This is a genomic window from Ruegeria sp. HKCCA5491 (genome assembly GCF_013034565.1).
Taxonomy (GTDB): Bacteria; Pseudomonadota; Alphaproteobacteria; order Rhodobacterales; family Rhodobacteraceae; genus Ruegeria.
Genome location: NZ_WQGG01000005.1, coordinates 19,494 through 38,812, shown reverse-complemented (window position 1 = coordinate 38,812; position 19,319 = coordinate 19,494). Strand labels below are relative to the sequence as shown.

Below are 19,319 nucleotides of genomic sequence, written 5' to 3'. Positions count from 1 at the left end.
CTATGAAACAGAAACTTGTAGTCATCGGAGCCGGCATGGCCTCGGGACAGGTGCTGGAGCACCTGACCGACGCTGCCCCCGATGCGTTCGACATCACCCTGTTCAACGCCGAGCCACGCGGGAACTACAACCGCATCATGCTGAGCCCAGTTCTCGCAGGCGATCAGACCTATGAAGAGATCGTCACCCATGACGACACTTGGTACGCAGAGCGCGGCATCACCTGCCGGTTTGGCGAGAAGGTCGTCAAAATCGACCGCGACCTGAAAGTGGTCGAAGGCGAAAACGGTCACGTTCCCTATGACAAACTGATCTTCGGCACCGGGTCGAACCCCTTCATGATCCCGATGCCGGGGCACGACCTGGACGGCGTGATCGCCTATCGCGATCTGGAAGACACCGAACAGATGATGGGCATGGGCACGGGCAACAAGGTCGTCGTGATTGGCGGCGGCTTGCTGGGGCTTGAGGCCGCCGCAGGCATGGCCGCGCGCGGCGCTGACGTGACCGTGGTGCATATCATGGGTCACCTGATGGAGCGTCAACTGGACCCCGCCGCAGGGTATCTGCTGAAGAAATCGCTGGAAGAAAAAGGCATCACCGTTCTGCTGAATGCCAAATCGACCGAGATCGCGGGCAAGGATGGCAAGGCCCGGGCGCTGCTGTTGGAGGACGGCACGGAATTGCCCTGCGACCTGTTGGTGATGGCTGTGGGCATCCGCCCCAACACCGCGCTGGCGCAGGAAACGGGCCTTGCCGTGGGTCGGGGTATTCATGTCGATGACCAAATGATCACCTCGGACGCCGATGTCTATGCCGTAGGCGAATGCGTCGAGCATCAGGGCGAGGTCTTTGGCCTTGTCGCGCCGCTCTACGATCAGGCCAAGGTGCTGGCGCAGACCCTGCTGGGCGAGGACGCAGCGTTCAAACAACGTTCGCTCTCGACCAAGCTGAAGGTCACCGGCTGTGATTTGTTCAGCGCCGGAGATTTTGCCGAGGGCGAGACCCGCGAAGACATCGTGTTCCGCGACCCGGCGCGCGGCGTTTACAAACGGCTGGTGCTGGAAGGTGACAAGCTGGTCGGCGCGGTCATGTATGGCGACACCGGTGACAGCAACTGGTTCTTCGGCCTGATCCGCAATGGCGAGGACGTATCCGAGATGCGTGAGACGCTGATCTTTGGCCCGGCCTATCAGGGGGGCGGCTCTGCGGACCCTCTCTCAGCCGTTGCAGCATTGCCGCCTGAGGCGGAAATCTGTGGCTGCAACGGCGTTTGCAAATCCGACATCACCACAGCCATTGCAGATGGCGCAACCGATCTGGGCGCGATCCGCGCGACCACCAAGGCCAGCGCCTCTTGCGGGACGTGCACCGGACTGGTCGAACAATTGCTTCAGGTCACACTGGGCGATGACTTCCAGATGCCCACCGCCCAACCGATCTGCGGTTGCTGCGACCTGACCCACGAAGACATCCGCCGCCTGATCAAATCGCAAGAGTTGAAAAATCAGGAAGCCGTCTGGCAGGAGCTGGGCTGGAAGACGCTGAACGGTTGCCATGTCTGCCGCCCGGCGGTGAACTACTACCTGCTGGCCGACTGGCCAGTGGAATATCAGGACGACCCGCAAAGCCGTTTCGTCAACGAACGCAAACACGCCAACATTCAAAAGGACGGCACATTCAGCGTCGTGCCCCGTATGTGGGGTGGCATCACCAACCCGGCAGAACTGCGTGCCATCGCAGATGCGGCCGAGAAGTACGATGTTCCCACGGTCAAAGTCACCGGCGGGCAGCGTATCGACCTGCTGGGCGTGAAAGGCACGGACCTGCCCTATATCTGGTCCGATCTGAACAAGGCCGGGCTGGTCTCGGGCCACGCGTACTCCAAGGGTCTGCGCACGGTGAAAACCTGTGTCGGCACCGATCACTGCCGGTTCGGGACACAGGACAGCACTGGGCTGGGCGTGAAGCTAGAGAAGATCCTCTGGGGCTCTTGGACGCCGCACAAGCTGAAGCTGGCGGTTTCGGGTTGCCCGCGTAACTGTGCCGAGGCGACGTGCAAGGATATCGGCGTGGTCTGTGTCGACAGTGGCTATCAGATCAGCATTGGCGGTGCCGCTGGCATGGACGTCAAGGAAACCGAGCTGCTGGTTCAGGTGCCCGCTGAGGATGAGGCGATCGAGGTCGTCATGGCCGTCACCCAGGCCTATCGCGAGGGCGGCAAGTATCTGGACCGCCTGTATAAATGGATGGCGAAGGTCGGCCTCGACTGGATCAAGGAAACCGTGGTGGATGACCTCGACAACCGCCGCGCATTGGTCGAGCGGTTTGAACTCAGCCAATCCATCTATCGCAAAGACCCGTGGGCAGAACACGCCAAAGAAGCCCAACGCTTTGCGCCTATCGCCGATCTGACATTGGAGGCCGCAGAATGAGCTGGATCGACATCGGACATATCGACGACATCCCCCTGCGCGGCGCACGCGTGGTGAAAACGCCCGTTGGCTGCGTCGCCCTGTTCCGCACGGCTGAGGACGAAGTCTTTGCCGCTTCGGACACCTGCCCGCACAAGGGCGGCCCCCTGTCCGAGGGCATCGTACATGGGCAATCCGTCACTTGCCCGCTGCACAATTGGGTGTTCGACCTGAACTCAGGGCAGGCGCAGGGCGCGGATGAAGGCCAGATCACCACTTATTCAGTGCAGTTGGACGGCGAACGCATCCTGCTGGACAGCACCACATTGCGGCAAAGGAGCGCCGCGTGAAAGACCTGAGTGCCTGCGCTACGCGCTCAACCTGCCCCTATTGCGGGGTGGGTTGCGGTGTTCTGCTGCAACCGGATGGCGCGGGGGGCCTGACCGTCACCGGCGACCCGGATCACCCGGCCAATCAGGGGCGGCTGTGTTCCAAGGGTTCGGCCTTGGCCGAAACGGTGGGCCTGTCGCAACGGCTGCTGTCGCCCGTAGTCTCGGGCGAGCAGACCGGCTGGGACGATGCCCTGCAACTGGTCGCCGACCGCTTCCGCGACACCATCGCTGAACACGGGCCGGATTCGGTGGCTTTCTATGTCTCGGGCCAGTTGCTGACCGAAGATTACTATGTCGCCAACAAGCTGATGAAGGGCTTCATCGGCTCGGCCAATATCGACACGAATTCGCGGCTGTGCATGGCCTCGACCGTTGCGGGCCACAAACGCGCCTTTGGCACCGACACCGTGCCCGGCACCTATGAGGATCTGGACGAAGCCGATCTGGTCGTGCTGGCCGGGTCCAATCTGGCGTGGTGCCACCCGGTTCTGTATCAGCGCCTGATGGCGGCGCGGCAAACGCGCGGGACCAAGATCGTCGTGATCGACCCGCGCCGCACGGCGTCCTGTGACAGTGCCGATCTGCACCTGCCACTTGCTGCGGGCAGCGATGTGGCTCTGTTCAATCACCTGCTGACGCAGATCGACGCCGCCGGGCTGGTGGATACCGATTTCCTGACCCACACCACCGGCATTCACGCGGCGCTGGACAGCGCGCTGGCCGATAACGTCTCGGTCACAGGATTGGACCCCGACGACATCGCGCAATTCTGTCAGATGTGGATGGGCACTGAAAAGGTCGTGACAATCTTCAGTCAGGGCGTGAACCAATCCAGCGCGGGCAGTGACAAGGTCAACGCGATCCTGAACTGCCATCTGGCCACGGGGCGCATCGGCAAGCCCGGCTGTGGTCCGCTGTCAGTCACCGGTCAGCCCAACGCCATGGGCGGGCGCGAAGTCGGCGGGCTGGCCAATATGCTCGCCTGTCATCTGGATATCGAAAACGCCGATCACCGCGCCGCTGTGCGCGATTTCTGGTCGGCCCCGACCATGCCCGAGGCTCCGGGCCTCAAGGCCGTGGATCTGTTCCGCGCCGTGGGCGACGGCCGCTTCAAGGCGCTGTGGGTGATCCATACAAACCCCGTGGTGTCGATGCCCGAGGCCAACGCAGTGCGCGACGCCATCGCCGCCTGTCCGTTCACGGTGGTCTCGGACATCACGGCGCGTACCGATACGGCGCGACTGGCCGATGTGCTGCTGCCCGCCGCCGCATGGGCCGAGAAAGACGGCACCGTCACAAATTCCGATCGCACGATCAGCCGACAACGCTCGGTCTTGCCTGCACCCGGACAGGCCCGCGCGGATTGGGACATTTTGGCCGAGGTCGGGCGGCGGATGGGTTGGGCCTCGGCTTTTGATTACCAAACGCCCGGAGAGATTTTCCGCGAATACGCCACGCTGTCTGGTGTGGCTGCCAAGTTCGGGCGCGATTTCGACATCTCGGGCCTTAGCGATCTGGACGCGGCGGGCTATGACGCTCTGGAGCCGACGCGCTGGCCCATTACCGCCAACCGGCAGGGCGGGCGGTTTTTTGCGGATGGGCAGTTCTATCATCCTGACGGCAAAGCCCGGCTGCTGCCGGTCACATGGCGCGCGCCTGCGGCCAAGACCGAACCACGCTATCCGTTCTGGCTGAATACCGGGCGACTACGCGATCAGTGGCACACGATGACCCGCACTGGCCTGTCCGCGCGCCTGTCCGCGCACCTGCCCGAACCGTTTCTGGACATCCGCCCCGACGATGCGCGCGACAAGGGAATAGACCCCGCCGATTTGGTGCAGGTTTCCAGCCCGCATGGTACATCCATCCTGCGGGCGCGGATCACTCGTGATGTCACCAAAGGGCAGGTGTTTGCGCCCATCCACTGGACAGGGGAAACCGCTCCTTCGGCCCGGATCGACATTGTGGTTGCGGCGGCGACGGACCCAGTATCGGGGCAACCCGAAAGTAAAGCGTCCGTGGTGAACATCACCCGGTTCAACGCCAAATGGTATGGGTTTGCGGTGTCGGATCGTGAAATGACGCCTGCGTGCGAATATTGGGCGCAAACACCCACCAAATCCGGCTACCGCGCGGAATTGGCAGGGTCCGAGAGCGTCAGCGATTGGCAAACTGCCGCGCGCAACCTGTTTGGGCTGCCTGATGCCGACGTCACACTGCTTGAGGACCCGGCACGCAGTTTGGCGAGGCTTGCGTTTCACGAAAACGGGCGTCTGGTGGCGGCCTTGTTCATCGCGCCCGAACCGGTGGCCGTGATGCGCGACTATCTGGCGACGCTGCCGCAGGTCCCCGACCTGTTGTCTGGTCGTGCACCTGCGGACCGGCCCGACCCCGGCCCGGTACTGTGTTCCTGTTTCGACCTGGGCGTGAACACCATCCTCACCGCCATCGAAACCAAAACTCTGATGACCGTCGAAGCCATTGGCGACGCGTTGCAGGCCGGAACCAATTGCGGATCATGCCGCCCGGAACTGGCAAGCCTGCTGGCGTCAGCGCACCAGAAAGAGGCCGCCCAGTAACCCTAGAACCGCACAGAATCGCCAGTCTCCAACGCCTGCTGCGCGGCCAGACCAATGCGCACGGCCCACATCCCGTCCTGCAAGGTTACCTCGGGGGCGGGCTTTTCACCGCGCAGGACGGTCAGAAAGCCTTGATGCTGGTAAAAGGTGGATCCGTTATGATCACCCGCCGCCAGAAGGCGCGGATCGACGGGGATGTCCTTGGCGACCGGCCCCTTGGGCGCGCGCGGGCTGACAATCAGTTGCGGCACCGGCGCATCGCCTAGATGGTCGGGCCAGAAACGGCCCGGTCCGGGGACCAACGCTTCGATCTTGGCATCCGGACCAACCGCTGAGATTTCTTCCTGATACCGCGCGCCTTCAGCGAACATACACAGTTCCAACATCGCCCGCGCGCCCGAGGCGAAGTCGACCATGACGTAGCCGTGGTCCAGAATGTCGGGTGTTTCGCCGTCGTAAGCCTCGTCCAGATGATTGACGGCTTGCCCACCGCTGGCCGTTACACGCACCGGGTCCGATTGCAGGATCAGACGCATGAGGTCGAAGAAGTGGCAGCATTTTTCGACAAACGTGCCGCCCGTATTGCGGTTGAAGCGGTTCCAGTTGCCGACCTTTTCCAGAAATGGAAAGCGGTGTTCCCTGATGGTCAACATTTTGACCCCGCCGGTCACCTGCGCCTCGTCAATCAGGGCAGCGATGGGCGGCATATAACGATACTCCATCGCCACCCAGATCGGATGGGGGTAATCGCGCTGGATGGCCTCTAATCGCGCCTTATCCGACGGGTCCGTGAACAGGGGTTTTTCCACCAGCAAGGGCAAAGGCCGCGCCCGCGCGATCTGTTCGATCTGATCCACGTGCAAGTGATTTGGGCTGGCGATAACAATGCAATCCAGATCCTCCACGGCAAGCAGGTCTTCGACCGACGCCACCATCTGCGCACTGGGCGCAATCGCTTGCGCCGTTTTGGCCATCTCGGCGTCGGGTTCGAAAATCGCCGATACCTGCGTGCCCTCTAGCAACGCGATATTGTGCAGGTGTTCCTGCCCCATCATGCCGCATCCGATCAGCCCGTAATGGATGGTCCGGGTCATGCACGTTTCCTTCTACTTCAGACGTTGGACATAAGTGGCCCGATCCGGGTCGAACCACGTTTTTGAAAACTCGACCGGTTCCGGCCCCTCGGACCAGCTGAACCGCTCAATATAACCCGCCGTTTCGCCAGCGGGTTTGGTAAAGGAATCTGGTGTCCACTTGGGCAGCGCGCGGACCGAAACGCGATCCTCGGCACGTGTGATCCAGAAACCAAGCTGCTGCTGATAATAACGATAGAGCGAATCCGACAGCAGCGCCTGATCCACTTTTCCGGCGGAATCATCCAGCCAGATTTCCTCGACCGCGATGATTGTGTCATTCAAATAGCGCATCCGCCGCACCCGCGAGCCTTTGGCCGAGGTGCCGAATTCCGGCAGATCGGCGGGCTTTTCAAGATGATCCACCGACAGGATATCGGCGCGCGGCAGGCCACCGCCTTGGGGCAGTTCCAGCCGGAACATCGCATAAACACTGTTCTGCGTCCCAGTCTCGCGGATGTAATTGCCCGAGCCCTGAATACGCTCCAACATCCCTTTTTTCTCAAGCTCAGCCAGCGATTTTCGCAGCGTCCCGACCGAGACATTCAGGTTCGCCGCCATCTCGCGCTCGGGCGGCAACCGTTCACCATCAATCAAGCGACCCGCAGCGACATCGCGGATCAAAAGCTCGGCGATCTGAACATAGATCGGCAGCGCGTTGGGGTTTCGGCTGTTGGCAGTCATTTCGGGGTGGTTCACCGAGTCGCGGAAAAAATTGATACACTATTGATCTACATCAATGTGATTGCTACGCAAGAGGAAAGTCAAAAGATGCACGGAGAACGAATCAAATGACCATCGTCCCCATCACATCCCCCGATCTTGATGCGGCCGAAGTTTCTTGGTTTGCGGCGCTGTGTTCGGATGACTATCAGTTCTTGGGCGTGCCGGACGGCGACCTGCGGTCGAGTTGGGAGCATTGTTCCGGCATCGTGCGCGAGGCCGAGGCGCAGGGCTTTCGTAACATTCTGTGCCCGTCTTCCTATCAGGTCGGTCAGGACACGCTGAGTTTCGTGGCAGGCTGCGCGCCAATCACCGAAAAGATCAACCTGCTGGCCGCCGTGCGCTGTGGCGAGATGCAGCCCATCATGCTGGCCCGTACCATTGCGACGCTGGATCACATGCTGCAGGGGCGGCTAACGGTGAACATCATATCATCCGATTTCCCCGGTGAGAAAGCCGACAGCGCGTTCCGCTATCAACGCTCGCGCGAGGTAGTCGAGATTCTCAAGCAAGCGTGGACACAGGATGAAATCAACCACGCGGGTGAGGTCTATAACTTCTCGGGCCTGACCACTGATCCGGCCAAGCCTTACCAAACCGGCGGACCGCTTCTGTATTTCGGAGGGTACTCTCCTTCCGCGTTGGACCTGTGTGGCGAGCATTGCGATGTCTATCTGATGTGGCCCGAAACCAAGGATCAACTGGCCGAACGAATGAAGGCCGTCCACGCGGTTGCAGAAAATTACGACCGCACACTGGATTACGGCCTGCGCGTGCACATGATCGTACGCGACACTGAAGCCGAAGCGCAGGAATATGCGGATTACATCGTCTCGAAACTGGACGACGAATATGGCCGTGCGATCCGGGAACGGGCGCTGGACGCGACGTCTTTGGGCGTAGCGCATCAGGCCAAGAACCGCGATTTGGCGGATGAATATGGCTATGTCGAACCCGGTCTGTGGACAGGCGTCGGCCGCGCGCGCTCGGGCTGCGGCGCAGCTTTGGTCGGGTCGACCGATCAGGTCATGTCCAAGATCGAGGAATATCAGAAGATGGGTATCCGCGCTTTCATCTTCTCGGGCTACCCGCACATGGATGAGGCAAAGCACTTTGGTGCCCGTGTCATGCCCAACCTGAAAACCTGTTCGCTGCCCGAAGCCTATGGGCGCGTACCCGCAACCACCCCGGCCACCCCGCTGGGCAACGGAGTTCGTCGCTGATGCAACGTGTAAAACTATCCAACACGCTGGAAATGAGCCGCCTTGTCTATGGCATGTGGCGGCTGGGCGATGACAGCGATACCTCGGCTGCTCATGTCGAGGCCAAGATTCAAGCCTGCCTAGATCAGGGCATTACCAGTTTCGATCAGGCGGATATCTATGGCGATTACGGGGCCGAGGCTGTATTGGGCAATACCCTGCGCGCCAATCCTGCGCTGCGCGCGAAGATGGAGATCGTCACCAAGTGCGATATCGTGGCACCGATCGGGCGATATTCGGACGCGAAGGTCAAATACTATGACACCTCGCGCGCCCATATTCTGAAATCGGTCGAGACTTCTCTGACCGAAATGGCCATCGACCATATCGACCTGCTGCTGATCCACCGCCCTGATCCGTTCATGAATCACCATGAAACCGGCGCCGCCCTGGACGAAATGGTTGCCAGCGGCAAGGTCCGTGCGGTTGGTGTGTCAAATTTCCGACCTTGGGACTGGACCCTGCTGCAGTCAGCGATGAATACACCGCTGGTCACCAATCAGATCGAAATTTCTCTGGGCGAGATCAGCCCATTTACCAATGGCGATCTGGCCTTTCACCAGCAGCATGGTCAGCCCGTGATGGCGTGGTCGCCGCTGGGAGGCGGGATGTTGATGGCCGGAAACCCACCTGTCGGGGTAGTCGCGGATGAAATCGCTGCTGAATTCGGTGTGGACCGCGCGGCGGTGGCTGTTGCGTTCCTACTGGCTCACCCGGCAGGTATCCTTCCGGTTATGGGCACCAACAACCTGTCCCGGATCAAGACCATCTCGGACGCATTGAAAGTTAATCTGGATCGCGAAAGCTGGTTCCGCCTGTACGAGGCGGCGCTGGGGCATGAGGTACCATGATGAATGCAATCTCAAAGGACATGACCCACACATTCGTCCCGCACAAGGACGACACCCGCACGTTGCGGGACGCCTTTGGACGGTTCGCCACAGGTGTCACGATCGTCACCTGCAACAGCGATGACGGCCCAGTCTGTATCACGGCGAACAGCTTTTCGTCCCTGTCGTTGGACCCGCCGCTGATCATGTGGGCCGGTGACCGCAACTCGCGCCGGTTCCCCTATTTCCACAAGGCACGCCATTTCAGTGTGCACGTGCTATCGTCGGAACAGGCCGAACTATGTTTTGGATGCTCGAAAGACGCGTTTGCGCTGCGGGAAATTGACCATGACCGGTGCGGGAACGGAACACCGCTGCTGCCGGATTGTCTGGCGCGGTTCGAATGCGAACAGCACGCCTATCACGACGCAGGCGACCACGTGATCGTCGTGGGCAAAGTTCTCAAGGTCAGCATGGCGGATGGAGACGCGCTGACCTTTTACGCCGGGAAACTCGGCCAATTCGCGCAGAACTAAGCGCGATCTGACGACCGCAGGGCAAACCTGCGGCTGAACAAGGGAGGATCCGCATGGGCGGACTGGCAACGGCGCTTGCGCCGATTGCATTCGTGAACGAAACCGTGCTGCGTTTGGGCCGCGCGGTTGGCATTGTTGCGATTGCATTAATGGTGATCGCAATCCTGATTCAGGTGTTCTTCCGATACGTTCTGGGCAACGCCCTGCCCTGGCCGGATGAGGCCGCGCGGTTTTGTATGTTGTGGATGACCGGGCTGATGGCGCCTACCGCGTTCCGGCGTGGCGGGTTCGTTGCAATCGACATGGTGCCCATGATGCTGCCGCGTGTGCTGGGGCAGTTGCTGACCTTGTTTTTGCTGATCGTTTCACTTGCCGTTCTGTTGGTGGCGGTCAATATCGGCTGGTCCGAAGTGACCGGCTTTGGCGGCAAGTTTGCGACGGCTGCGCTGTATATCCCTACCTCCTTCGGGTTCGACGAGTGGTACCGCGTCCCACGTAGCTGGATGATGGCTTCGTTGCTGGTTGGGGTGATCCTACTGATCGCGGTGAATATCGAGCTGATCCTGCGGGCCATCCTGACTTTGTTGGGGGGCGGAGACCTGTTGCCCAAAATCGCAGACGCACCGGTGGGGGCTGAATAGATGCTGATCTGGTTCCTGCCCACCTTCCTGATTTTCCTGATGATCGGCCTGCCGGTCTTTTTCGCCCTTCTGGCCGCGCCTGGCATTCTGTTGTGGCTGAGCGGCCAGACCAACGACATCACGTTGCTGTATCGGAACGTCTATAACGGCATGGACAGCTTTCCCCTGATGGCGATCCCGTTCTTCATGCTGGCCGGCGAGTTGATGAACCGCGGCGGCATCACGATCCGTCTGGTCGAGTTCTCTCAGGCGTTGATGGGTCACTTCCGGGGCGGTCTGGCCCATGTGAACGTCCTGAGTTCAATCCTGTTCGCTGGCCTCTCGGGGTCGGCGGTGGCCGATACCTCGGCACTGGGGTCGATGCTGATTCCGGCGATGGAGAAACAGGGTTATACCCGCCGCTTCGCTGCCGCAATCACAGCGGCCAGTTCGGTGATCGGGCCAATCATTCCACCCTCGGGGATCATGATCATTTACGCCTACGTCATGGGTGAAAGCGTGGCGGCCCTGTTCCTTGCTGGCATCGTGCCCGGCGTGATGGTCGGCGTCGGTCTGATGCTGATGATCAAGGTGATGGCCGACAAGTACGACTTCCCTGTCGCCAGCCGCAAATACACATGGCCCGAGCGTCGTCAGGCCAGCCTCAAAGCGTTCTTTCCGCTGCTGACACCCGTCATCATTCTGGGCGGCATCCTCGGCGGCATCTTCACCCCGACAGAGGCCGCTGCGGTCGCTGTAGGCTATGCATTCATCATCGGGTTCTTCGTCCTGCGCACGCTGACCCTGAAAGAAGTGCCCGAGATCCTGAGCAACGCGGGTCTGACCTCGGCGGTCGTCTTGCTGCTGGTCGGTGCCGCGATGGCGTTCAAGACGGTTGTCAGCCTCAGCCATGCGCCGGAACAACTGGCGGCGCTGATCCTTGGCCTGTCGGAAAACCCACTGATCCTGCTGTTCCTGATCAACCTGCTGCTGTTTGTCGTCGGCATGTTTCTGGACGCAGGCCCGGCGATCATCATCCTTGGCCCCATCCTTGCGCCCATCTTCACCAGCCTTGGTGTGGACCCGATCCACTTTGCCATTATCATGAGCGTCAACCTGACCGTCGGCCTTGCCACGCCACCCATGGGGCTGGTGCTATTCGTGGCCGCTGCCGTGTCGCGCGAAAAGGTCGAGACCATCGCCAAGGCGATTCTGCCGTTTCTGGCTGTCGAAATCATAGTGATCTTCCTGATCACCTATGTCCCCGCACTATCCATGACGATCCCGAGGATAACGGGATTTGCAAACTAAACTGAGTATCACAGGGAGGAAACGAATGCTCAGAAGATTTATCAAAACCGCAGCGGTGGCCACCTCGGTGCTGGCCGCATCCGCACTTGCCGCCACCGCCGCAGACTACACCCTGCGCGCCACCGCGAACTCGAACGAAAACGACGAAGACTATGACGGTCTGATCGTTTTCAAGAACTATGTCGAGGCCGCATCGAACGGCGCGATTGAAGTCGAGTTGTTCATTGGCACCCAGCTTTGCTCGAACGGGGCTGAATGTCTGCAGGGCGTGGCAGATGGCACCATCCACATCTACATCTCAACCTCGGGCGGCGCGTCGGGCATCTTCCCCTATGTTCAGGTTCTGGACTTGCCTTACCTGATGGCGGATGACCGCGTGGCCGAGCATGTGCTGTCCGGCGATTTCACTCGCAAGATGCGCGAAATGGCTCTTGAGGATTCCGGTGGCGCGATCCGTCTGATGACCATCGGCAACACTGGAGGCTGGCGCAACTTTGCCAACACGCAGCGTCGGATTGCTGAACCAGCCGATATGGAAGGTCTGAAAATCCGCACGGTGGTCGCGGACCTGCCGCAGGAACTGGTTAAGGCGTTGGGTGCGTCGCCCACACCGATCCCGTGGCCGGAACTGTTCACCAGCTTTCAGACCGGTGTGGTTGAAGGGTCGAAAAACGGCATCACCGACATCATGGGGATGAAATTCCCCGATGCGGGTCTGCAATACGTCACACTGGACGGCCACGCCTATATGGGCGCGCTGTGGTGGATGAACAACGCCAAGTTCCAAGAGATGCCCGAGGACATGCGCCGTGTCGTGGTCGACGGATTCTACGCGCTGCAACAGGCGACCTTTGCCTCGCCCAAGCGCAAGTCGATCCAGGCTTATGAAGATTTCGTCGCCGGTGGTGGAGATCTCTATGTCCCGACGCCCGAACAGAAGGCTGCCTTCAAAGAGGCCGCAACCCCTGTCTATGAGTGGTTCCAGACCAATGTGGGCCGTGGGGATGAGGTGTTCAACGCGCTGACCGAGGCCGTCGCCGAGGCGGAGGCCGACATCAACGCCTCACGCGATGCGGACCTGAACTAAGCGAACAGGGCCGGGCGATGGCGTCCGGCCCTTACCGAAACGGGTACATCCACCCTTTGTAGTCATTTACCAAAACATGCGCCCTTTCGATCTGCTCCGGCGACATTTTCTTGACCACTTCCTCAAGGCTGATCGCCGCGTCGGGATCGCCGCCAATGGCACTGAGCGTGTACCACATATAGGCCCTAACCAGATCGGGCGCGGGCATTCCCAGACCCAGTTCATAGTACCAGCCGATACCCGATTGCGCGCCCGGGTGCCCCTTCATCGAGGCGCGCAGATACCATTCAAACGCGCGTTCGTAATCCTGTTCGACCCCCAGCCCAAGACCGTACATGACGCCGATCAACTCCTCGGCCTCGGCATTGCCGGACCGTGCCGCTGGCAGCAGTTCTTCGCGCGCGGCTTCAAATTCACCGGCTTCCATCATGTCGCGGGCCTGTTCCAGTTCGGCCAGCGCCGGAGATGCAAAAAGACAAAGGGCAAATACAAGCTGGCGCATGGGGTTTTCTTCCTGTTCGTCGGCGTGGCTGCGGCACAGGACTTGCCGCGCCCGCTGACCGATGATGACTTTATCCTCTTTGATAGGGAACAGGCCGCCATCGGTCATCAACTGTTTTACGACCCCATCTTGTCAGGCAACCAGAACATATCCTGCGCCCATTGCCACCACCCGGATTTCGGTACATCCGATGGGTTGTCTTTGGGCATAGGCGAAGGCGGACAGGGGCTGGGGCCAGAGCGCACACCGGGTGTCGGTGCGAATAAAATCCGCAAGCGCATTCCACGCAATTCGCCCGGTCTCTGGAACCTTGGGGCCAAGGACATTCACACCGTCTTCCACGATGGCCGTCTGAGTATCTCGGACGTTTACGGCAACGGTTTCAACTCACCCGCGCAGGAATGGATGCCTGAAGGGTTGAACTCATTACTGGCTGCGCAAGCGCTATTTCCGCTAACCTCGCAATTCGAAATGGCCGGAAATGTCGGCGAAAATCAGGTGACCGGAGCGGTTGCCGACCGGATTGATCTGGGCTGGCCGATCCTTGCCAAACGCGTGCGCACCGATCCGCGCTATGGCCCTGCGATGGTCGCCGCCTTTGATGAGGTCATCACGACCGAGGACATCACGATCACCCAGATCGCGAACGCGCTGGCCGCGTTCACGGCCGTTGAGTGGCGCAGCACGGACAGCTCGTTCGATCAATATCTTGCAGGCGACGCCAACGCCCTGACACCTGCCCAAAAGGACGGGATGGCCTTGTTTTTCGGTAAGGCCCAGTGTTCCACCTGCCATTCCGGTCCGTTGATGTCAGATCAGAAATTCCACGCGCTGGCCTTGCCGCCCTTTGGTCCGGGCCGGACCCGGCAATGGGACCCCTACGTGCGCGATGTCGGGCGCATGGGGGAAAGCGACCGGCTAGAAGATGCTTATCGCTTTCGCACGCCGATGCTGCGCAACGTGGCTCTGACCGCGCCTTATGGACATAACGGGGCCTTTCCCGATCTCGAAAGCATGATCCGCCATCACCTGAACCCGGAACGCAGTCTGTCACAATGGACCCACGACATGGCGGCTTTGCCCAAGGTTCCCTGGCTGCACAAAGCCGATTTCTTGGTCTGGGATGACAGGTTGGAAATGGACCGGCAGCGCAGCAAGATTGACATCACTCCGCTGCAACTGTCGGACGCCGAAATCACAAAGCTCGTGGCGTTTCTGAACGCACTGACCGGGACGAGCGTGGACACGCCACCATTCGGCGTGCCCGACAATTTCCAACCCTAAGAAAAACCCCGCACGTGGCGGGGTTCTTGTTACTCTGCGGCTTCCTCATATTCTGACATGGGCGGGCATGTGCAGACGAGGTTCCGATCCCCATACGCATTATCGACGCGGTTGACCGGCGACCAATACTTGTCGACACCCATGGAACCCGGAGGGAAACACGCCTGTTCCCGGGTATAGGGGCGATCCCAGTCGCCGACCAAATCGCGCACCGTGTGGGGGGCGTTTTTCAGCGGGTTGTTCTCCGCGTCGATCTTGCCGTCGATGATGTCCTGCGCCTCGGCCCGGATCGACAACATCGCGTCGCAGAAGCGGTCCAACTCAGCCATCGGTTCGGATTCGGTGGGTTCGACCATAAGGGTTCCAGCCACCGGCCAGCTCATCGTAGGCGCGTGGAAGCCTGAATCGACCAGACGTTTGGCAATGTCATCCACGCTGACATGGGCTGCCTCGTCCAAGGGCCGGGTGTCGAGGATGCATTCATGCGCCACACGACCCGACTCGGACGTGTAGAGGATCGGATAGGCCTCCTGAAGACGCGCCGCGATGTAGTTGGCGTTCAGGATCGCCACTTTGGTCGCCTGCGTCAGACCCGCGCCACCCATCAGCAGCACATAGGCCCAGCTGACCGGCAGGATCGACGGCGAGCCGAAGGGTGCCGCCGAGACCGGACCGACGGCGGTGCCGTATTCCGGATGGCCGGGCAGGTGTTCCTCAAGATGCGCCTTAACGCCGATCGGACCCATGCCGGGGCCGCCGCCGCCATGCGGGATGCAGAAGGTTTTGTGCAGGTTTAGGTGGCTGACGTCGCCGCCGATATCCCCCGGACGCGACAGACCCACCATGGCGTTCATGTTGGCCCCGTCGATATAGACCTGACCGCCGTGATCATGGGTGATCTGGCAGACCTCCTGCACGGTGGTCTCGAACACGCCGTGGGTCGAGGGGTAGGTGATCATGCACCCGGCCAGATGATCTGAATGCTTTTCGGCCTTGGCGCGGAAGTCGTTCAGATCAATATTGCCATTCTCATCCGATTGCACCGGCACCACCTGCCAGCCCACCATCTGCGCCGAGGCCGGGTTGGTGCCATGGGCCGAGGTCGGGATCAGGCAGACATTGCGGTGCCCTTCGCCGCGCGCGAAGTGATAATTGCGGATGGTCAGCAGGCCTGCATATTCACCCTGCGCGCCCGAGTTAGGCTGCTGGCTGATCGCGTCATAGCCGGTGATTTGGCACAGCTTGTCGTTCAGATCGGCAATCATCTCATGATAGCCCTGCGCCTGATCTTCGGGGCAGAACGGGTGCAGATTGCCGAACTCGGGCCATGTGACCGGAATCATCTCGATCGTGGCGTTCAGCTTCATGGTGCACGAGCCCAGCGGGATCATCGCCCGGTCCAGCGCCAGGTCGCGGTCGGCCAGACGGCGCATATAGCGGGTCATTTCGGCTTCGGCCCGGTTCTTGTGGAAGATCGGGTGGGTTAGATAAGGCGTCTCGCGCAAGGCGTAGTCCGGCAGGCGATAGGCAACGTTAGAACTGTCGTCCTGACGGTCGATGCCGAAGGCACCCCAGACGGCCTCGATGGTTTCGGCGCGGGTCTGTTCGTCCAGGCTGATGCCCACTTTCGTCTCGCCGACTTTGCGAAGGTTGACGCCACGGGCCACGGCGGCCTCCATGACGGTCTTTTGCAGATGGCCAACCTCGACCGTGATGGTGTCAAAGAACACTTCTGGTTCGACGGCAAAGCCCGCATCCTCCAGCCCGACGGCCAGACGCGAGGTTTTGCGATGTACCGATTGTGCAATCGCCTTGATGCCATCTGGGCCGTGATAGACCGCATACATCGAGGCAATCACCGCCAGAAGCGCCTGCGCGGTGCAGACGTTCGAGTTCGCCTTTTCACGCCGGATATGCTGCTCGCGGGTCTGCAGCGCCAGGCGGTAGGCTTTGTTGCCACGGCTGTCGATGCTGACACCGATGATACGGCCAGGCATCGCGCGCTTCAGCTTGTCGGTGGTCGCCATATAGGCCGCGTGGGGCCCGCCATAGCCCATCGGCACGCCGAACCGTTGGGTCGAGCCGATTGCAATATCCGCGCCCATCTCACCGGGGGATTTCAGCAGCGCCAGCGACAGGATGTCGGCGGCGACAATGGCAATGGCTTTGTGTTCATGCAGCGCCGCAATCTCGGCGGTGAAGTCGCGCACATGGCCATGGGTGCCAGGGTACTGGAAGATCGCGCCAAAGACGGCACCGGCCTCCAGTTGGTCAGGATCGCCCACCTGCACGTCGATGCCCAAAGGTTCGGCGCGTGTTTTGATCACGGCGATGGTCTGCGGGTGGCAGTTGCGGTCGACAAAGAAAGCCGCGTTGTTGGCCTTGGACCGGCCACCGCGTTTGGCCATCGCCATAGCTTCGGCTGCGGCGGTGGCTTCGTCCAGCAACGAAGCATTCGCCACGTCCAGCCCGGTCAAGTCGCTGACCATGGTTTGGAAGTTCAACAGCGCCTCAAGACGGCCCTGGCTGATCTCGGGCTGATAAGGCGTATAGGCGGTGTACCAGGCCGGGTTTTCCAGGATGTTGCGCAGGATCGGCGCGGGCGTGGTGGTGCCGTAATACCCTTGGCCAATCAGCGAGGTCAGAACCTTGTTTTTGCTCGCCACCTCTTTCATGTGGAACAGCGCATCCCGTTCCGTCATCGCCGGACCCCAGTCCAAGGGTTCCTTCTGCCGGATCGCGGGCGGGACGGTGGCGTCGATCAGTTGGTCCAGCGTCTTGAAGCCGATCACCTTGAGCATATCGCGCATCTCGGTCGGGCTGGGTCCGATATGGCGACGGTTGGCAAAGTCATAGGCTTCGTAGTCAGTCAGTTTGAAAGCCATGTGGTGCGCTCCTGTCGGGTAGGTCAGGCCCGGCGGCGACTGCGGGAGCCTCCGGCGGGGATATTTTTAGCCAGATGAAGGGCGGATCCGTGCAAAGATCCGCCGAGGGTTTAGCCGATGAAGTCCTTGTAACCGGCCTCGTCCATCAGATCTTCGAGCTGCGATGCGTCGGTGATCTTGATCTTGTAGATCCATGCCTCACCTTCGGGGTCTTCGTTCAGCGCACCGGGATTGTCGGCAAGCGTTTCGTTGACCTCGACGATCTCACCGTCCACCGGAGCGTAGAGTTCCGAGGCCGCCTTGACGGATTCGATTACGCCGATCTCGCCGTCTTTTGCGAATTCGTCCCCAACTTCCTGCTGTTCCACAAAGACCACATCGCCCAACTGTTCGGCCGCGTGTTTAGTGATGCCCAGCGTTGCAGTGTCGCCGTCAACGTCGATCCACTCGTGCTCTTCGGAATAATAGGTTGCCATCTTGTCTCTCTCCTGACTTCAACGCTTGTAATTCTGGGTAACGAAGGGCAGCGCCACGATCTGTGCGGGTTGCGGTTTGTCCCGGATTATCAGATTGACGGTCTCGCCGGGTGCGGCATGGCCCGCGGACACATAGCCCATCGCAACCGGGCCACCCACAGTGGGGCCAAACCCGCCGGATGTGATCTGACCGATTGTGTTGCCTTCGGTACATTGGATTTCAACGCCCTGACGGGCAGGCGCGCGGCCCTCGGGCTTGATGCCCACCAGCCTGCGTGCGGGGCCATCGGCCAATTCCCTTTGAATGCGGTCAGCGCCGGGGAAGCCGCCCTCTTCCTTGCGGCGCTTCTGGATGGCCCATCCTAGCGACGCTTCAATGGGTGAGGTCATCTGGTCGATGTCGTTGCCATAGAGACACAGCCCGGCCTCCAGCCGCAGGCTGTCGCGCGCGCCCAAACCGGCAGCTTCGCAATTGTCATGTGAAAGAAAGGCGCGGGTGATATCGACCGCCTTGTCCTCGGGGATCGAGATTTCATACCCGTCCTCGCCAGTGTAGCCCAGCCGCGAAATACGACACTCGGTGCCCATGATATCCGCCACGGTGGTTTCCATGAATTTCAGATCGCGGGCGGCGGGGCAGAGCGCGCCCACCACATCCTCGGCCTTGGGGCCTTGAACGGCCACCAGCGCGCGGTCGATGATCTCGATTACTTCGACACCGTCCAGATTGGCCTGCATATGTGGAATGTCCTGATGACGCAGCGCGGCGTTCACGACGACAAAATAATGATCGCCCGCATTCGACACGATCAGGTCATCCATGATCCCGCCTTCGGCATTCGTGAAAAACCCATAACGCGCCTTGCCCTCTTTCAGGGTCGCAAAGGCTTGGGGGCACAGCGTTTCCAGTTTCTCGCCCACACTCTCGCCACGCAGGATCACCTGCCCCATGTGGCTGACATCAAACACAGCCGCCTTTTCGCGGCACTGCTTATGCTCGCCCATAATCCCCAGCGGGTATTGAACCGGCATCTCCCAACCGGCGAAATCGACCATCTTACCGCCAAGCTCGACGTGAAGATCATATAGCGGAGTACGCTTCGGTGCGTCAGTCATATCCGTGACCTTTCCAATCCCGTTGTCAGTCAATGCTGTGCAAAAAGCAATGGTCACCCGACCATTCGGCATACAGGGGCATACAGCAGATTTGTAGCGTATAGGAAACTTTTTTCCGTTACGCAACACCCGCCATGCACGAAATGTATCACGACCGGTTCAGCATTGG

Annotated in this window: 16 protein-coding genes; 10 read left to right on the top strand and 6 right to left on the bottom strand. The window is 60.5% G+C overall.

Annotation, left to right across the window (positions count from 1 at the left end):
* The first annotated feature begins 2 nt into the window (after positions 1-2).
* Genes nirB through GOV88_RS08415 form a run of 3 tightly spaced genes read left to right on the top strand, consistent with a single transcriptional unit; the run spans position 3 to position 5,385 of the window.
* Positions 3-2,435 carry a nitrite reductase large subunit NirB gene (nirB, locus tag GOV88_RS08425; RefSeq protein WP_171240128.1) on the top strand — a complete coding sequence of 811 codons (2,433 nt, stop codon included), beginning with the start codon at positions 3-5 and terminating at the stop codon, positions 2,433-2,435.
* Positions 2,432-2,764 (top strand): nitrite reductase small subunit NirD, encoded by a 333-nt coding sequence (nirD, locus tag GOV88_RS08420; protein WP_171240127.1) that lies wholly within the window; start codon positions 2,432-2,434, stop codon positions 2,762-2,764. Before nirB ends, nirD begins: the two co-directional genes overlap by 4 nt.
* Positions 2,761-5,385 carry a nitrate reductase gene (locus GOV88_RS08415; protein WP_171240126.1) on the top strand — a complete coding sequence of 875 codons (2,625 nt, stop codon included), beginning with the start codon at positions 2,761-2,763 and terminating at the stop codon, positions 5,383-5,385. Before nirD ends, GOV88_RS08415 begins: the two co-directional genes overlap by 4 nt.
* Positions 5,386-5,387: 2 nt before the next feature.
* Here the strand turns inward: GOV88_RS08415 and GOV88_RS08410 are convergent, their stop codons facing one another.
* Both GOV88_RS08410 and GOV88_RS08405 read right to left on the bottom strand, forming a co-directional pair.
* Positions 5,388-6,479 carry a Gfo/Idh/MocA family protein gene (locus tag GOV88_RS08410; protein WP_171240125.1) on the bottom strand — a complete coding sequence of 364 codons (1,092 nt, stop codon included), beginning with the start codon at positions 6,477-6,479 and terminating at the stop codon, positions 5,388-5,390.
* Between the two features lie 12 nt (positions 6,480-6,491).
* Positions 6,492-7,202, bottom strand: a complete 711-nt coding sequence (locus tag GOV88_RS08405; protein WP_171124618.1) for a GntR family transcriptional regulator — start codon at positions 7,200-7,202, stop codon at positions 6,492-6,494.
* A 107-nt stretch (positions 7,203-7,309) separates the two neighbouring features.
* Here GOV88_RS08405 and GOV88_RS08400 point away from each other — a divergent pair, with 107 nt between their 5' ends.
* Genes GOV88_RS08400 through dctP form a run of 6 tightly spaced genes read left to right on the top strand, consistent with a single transcriptional unit; the run spans position 7,310 to position 12,887 of the window.
* On the top strand, positions 7,310-8,464 hold the full coding sequence (locus GOV88_RS08400; RefSeq protein WP_171124620.1) for an LLM class flavin-dependent oxidoreductase: 1,155 nt from the start codon (positions 7,310-7,312) through the stop codon (positions 8,462-8,464).
* Positions 8,464-9,354, top strand: coding sequence for an aldo/keto reductase family oxidoreductase (locus GOV88_RS08395; protein WP_171240124.1), 891 nt, complete (start codon positions 8,464-8,466; stop codon positions 9,352-9,354). Before GOV88_RS08400 ends, GOV88_RS08395 begins: the two co-directional genes overlap by 1 nt.
* Positions 9,354-9,869: a flavin reductase family protein gene (locus GOV88_RS08390; protein ID WP_171126455.1), complete on the top strand. Its 516-nt coding sequence runs from the start codon at positions 9,354-9,356 to the stop codon at positions 9,867-9,869. Before GOV88_RS08395 ends, GOV88_RS08390 begins: the two co-directional genes overlap by 1 nt.
* A gap of 53 nt (positions 9,870-9,922) precedes the next feature.
* The gene (locus GOV88_RS08385) at positions 9,923-10,510 is read left to right on the top strand and encodes a TRAP transporter small permease (RefSeq protein ID WP_171240123.1); all 588 of its coding nucleotides are present in this window, start codon (positions 9,923-9,925) and stop codon (positions 10,508-10,510) included.
* Complete coding sequence (locus GOV88_RS08380) at positions 10,511-11,800, top strand: TRAP transporter large permease (protein ID WP_171240122.1); 1,290 nt, start codon at positions 10,511-10,513, stop codon at positions 11,798-11,800. It begins immediately after the preceding gene.
* A 25-nt stretch (positions 11,801-11,825) separates the two neighbouring features.
* Positions 11,826-12,887, top strand: a complete 1,062-nt coding sequence (dctP, locus tag GOV88_RS08375) for a TRAP transporter substrate-binding protein DctP (protein ID WP_171240121.1) — start codon at positions 11,826-11,828, stop codon at positions 12,885-12,887.
* Positions 12,888-12,918: 31 nt separating this feature from the next.
* Here dctP and GOV88_RS08370 read toward each other — a convergent pair whose 3' ends face one another.
* Positions 12,919-13,389 carry a tetratricopeptide repeat protein gene (locus tag GOV88_RS08370; RefSeq protein ID WP_170485844.1) on the bottom strand — a complete coding sequence of 157 codons (471 nt, stop codon included), beginning with the start codon at positions 13,387-13,389 and terminating at the stop codon, positions 12,919-12,921.
* 24 nt (positions 13,390-13,413) lie between these two features.
* Here GOV88_RS08370 and GOV88_RS08365 point away from each other — a divergent pair, with 24 nt between their 5' ends.
* A complete protein-coding gene (locus GOV88_RS08365; RefSeq protein ID WP_371808224.1) occupies positions 13,414-14,673 on the top strand; it encodes a cytochrome-c peroxidase in 1,260 nt (419 codons plus the stop codon).
* A gap of 29 nt (positions 14,674-14,702) precedes the next feature.
* On the opposite strand, the gene gcvP is transcribed toward GOV88_RS08365, so the two are convergent.
* From gcvP to gcvT, 3 genes are all read right to left on the bottom strand, one after another.
* Positions 14,703-17,558, bottom strand: a complete 2,856-nt coding sequence (gene gcvP / locus GOV88_RS08360; RefSeq protein ID WP_171240120.1) for an aminomethyl-transferring glycine dehydrogenase — start codon at positions 17,556-17,558, stop codon at positions 14,703-14,705.
* A gap of 110 nt (positions 17,559-17,668) precedes the next feature.
* The gene (gene gcvH / locus GOV88_RS08355; protein WP_171124633.1) at positions 17,669-18,034 is read right to left on the bottom strand and encodes a glycine cleavage system protein GcvH; all 366 of its coding nucleotides are present in this window, start codon (positions 18,032-18,034) and stop codon (positions 17,669-17,671) included.
* Between the two features lie 18 nt (positions 18,035-18,052).
* Entirely contained in the window at positions 18,053-19,150 is a 1,098-nt protein-coding gene (gene gcvT / locus GOV88_RS08350) for a glycine cleavage system aminomethyltransferase GcvT (RefSeq protein WP_171240119.1), read from the bottom strand.
* Positions 19,151-19,319: the final 169 nt, after the last annotated feature.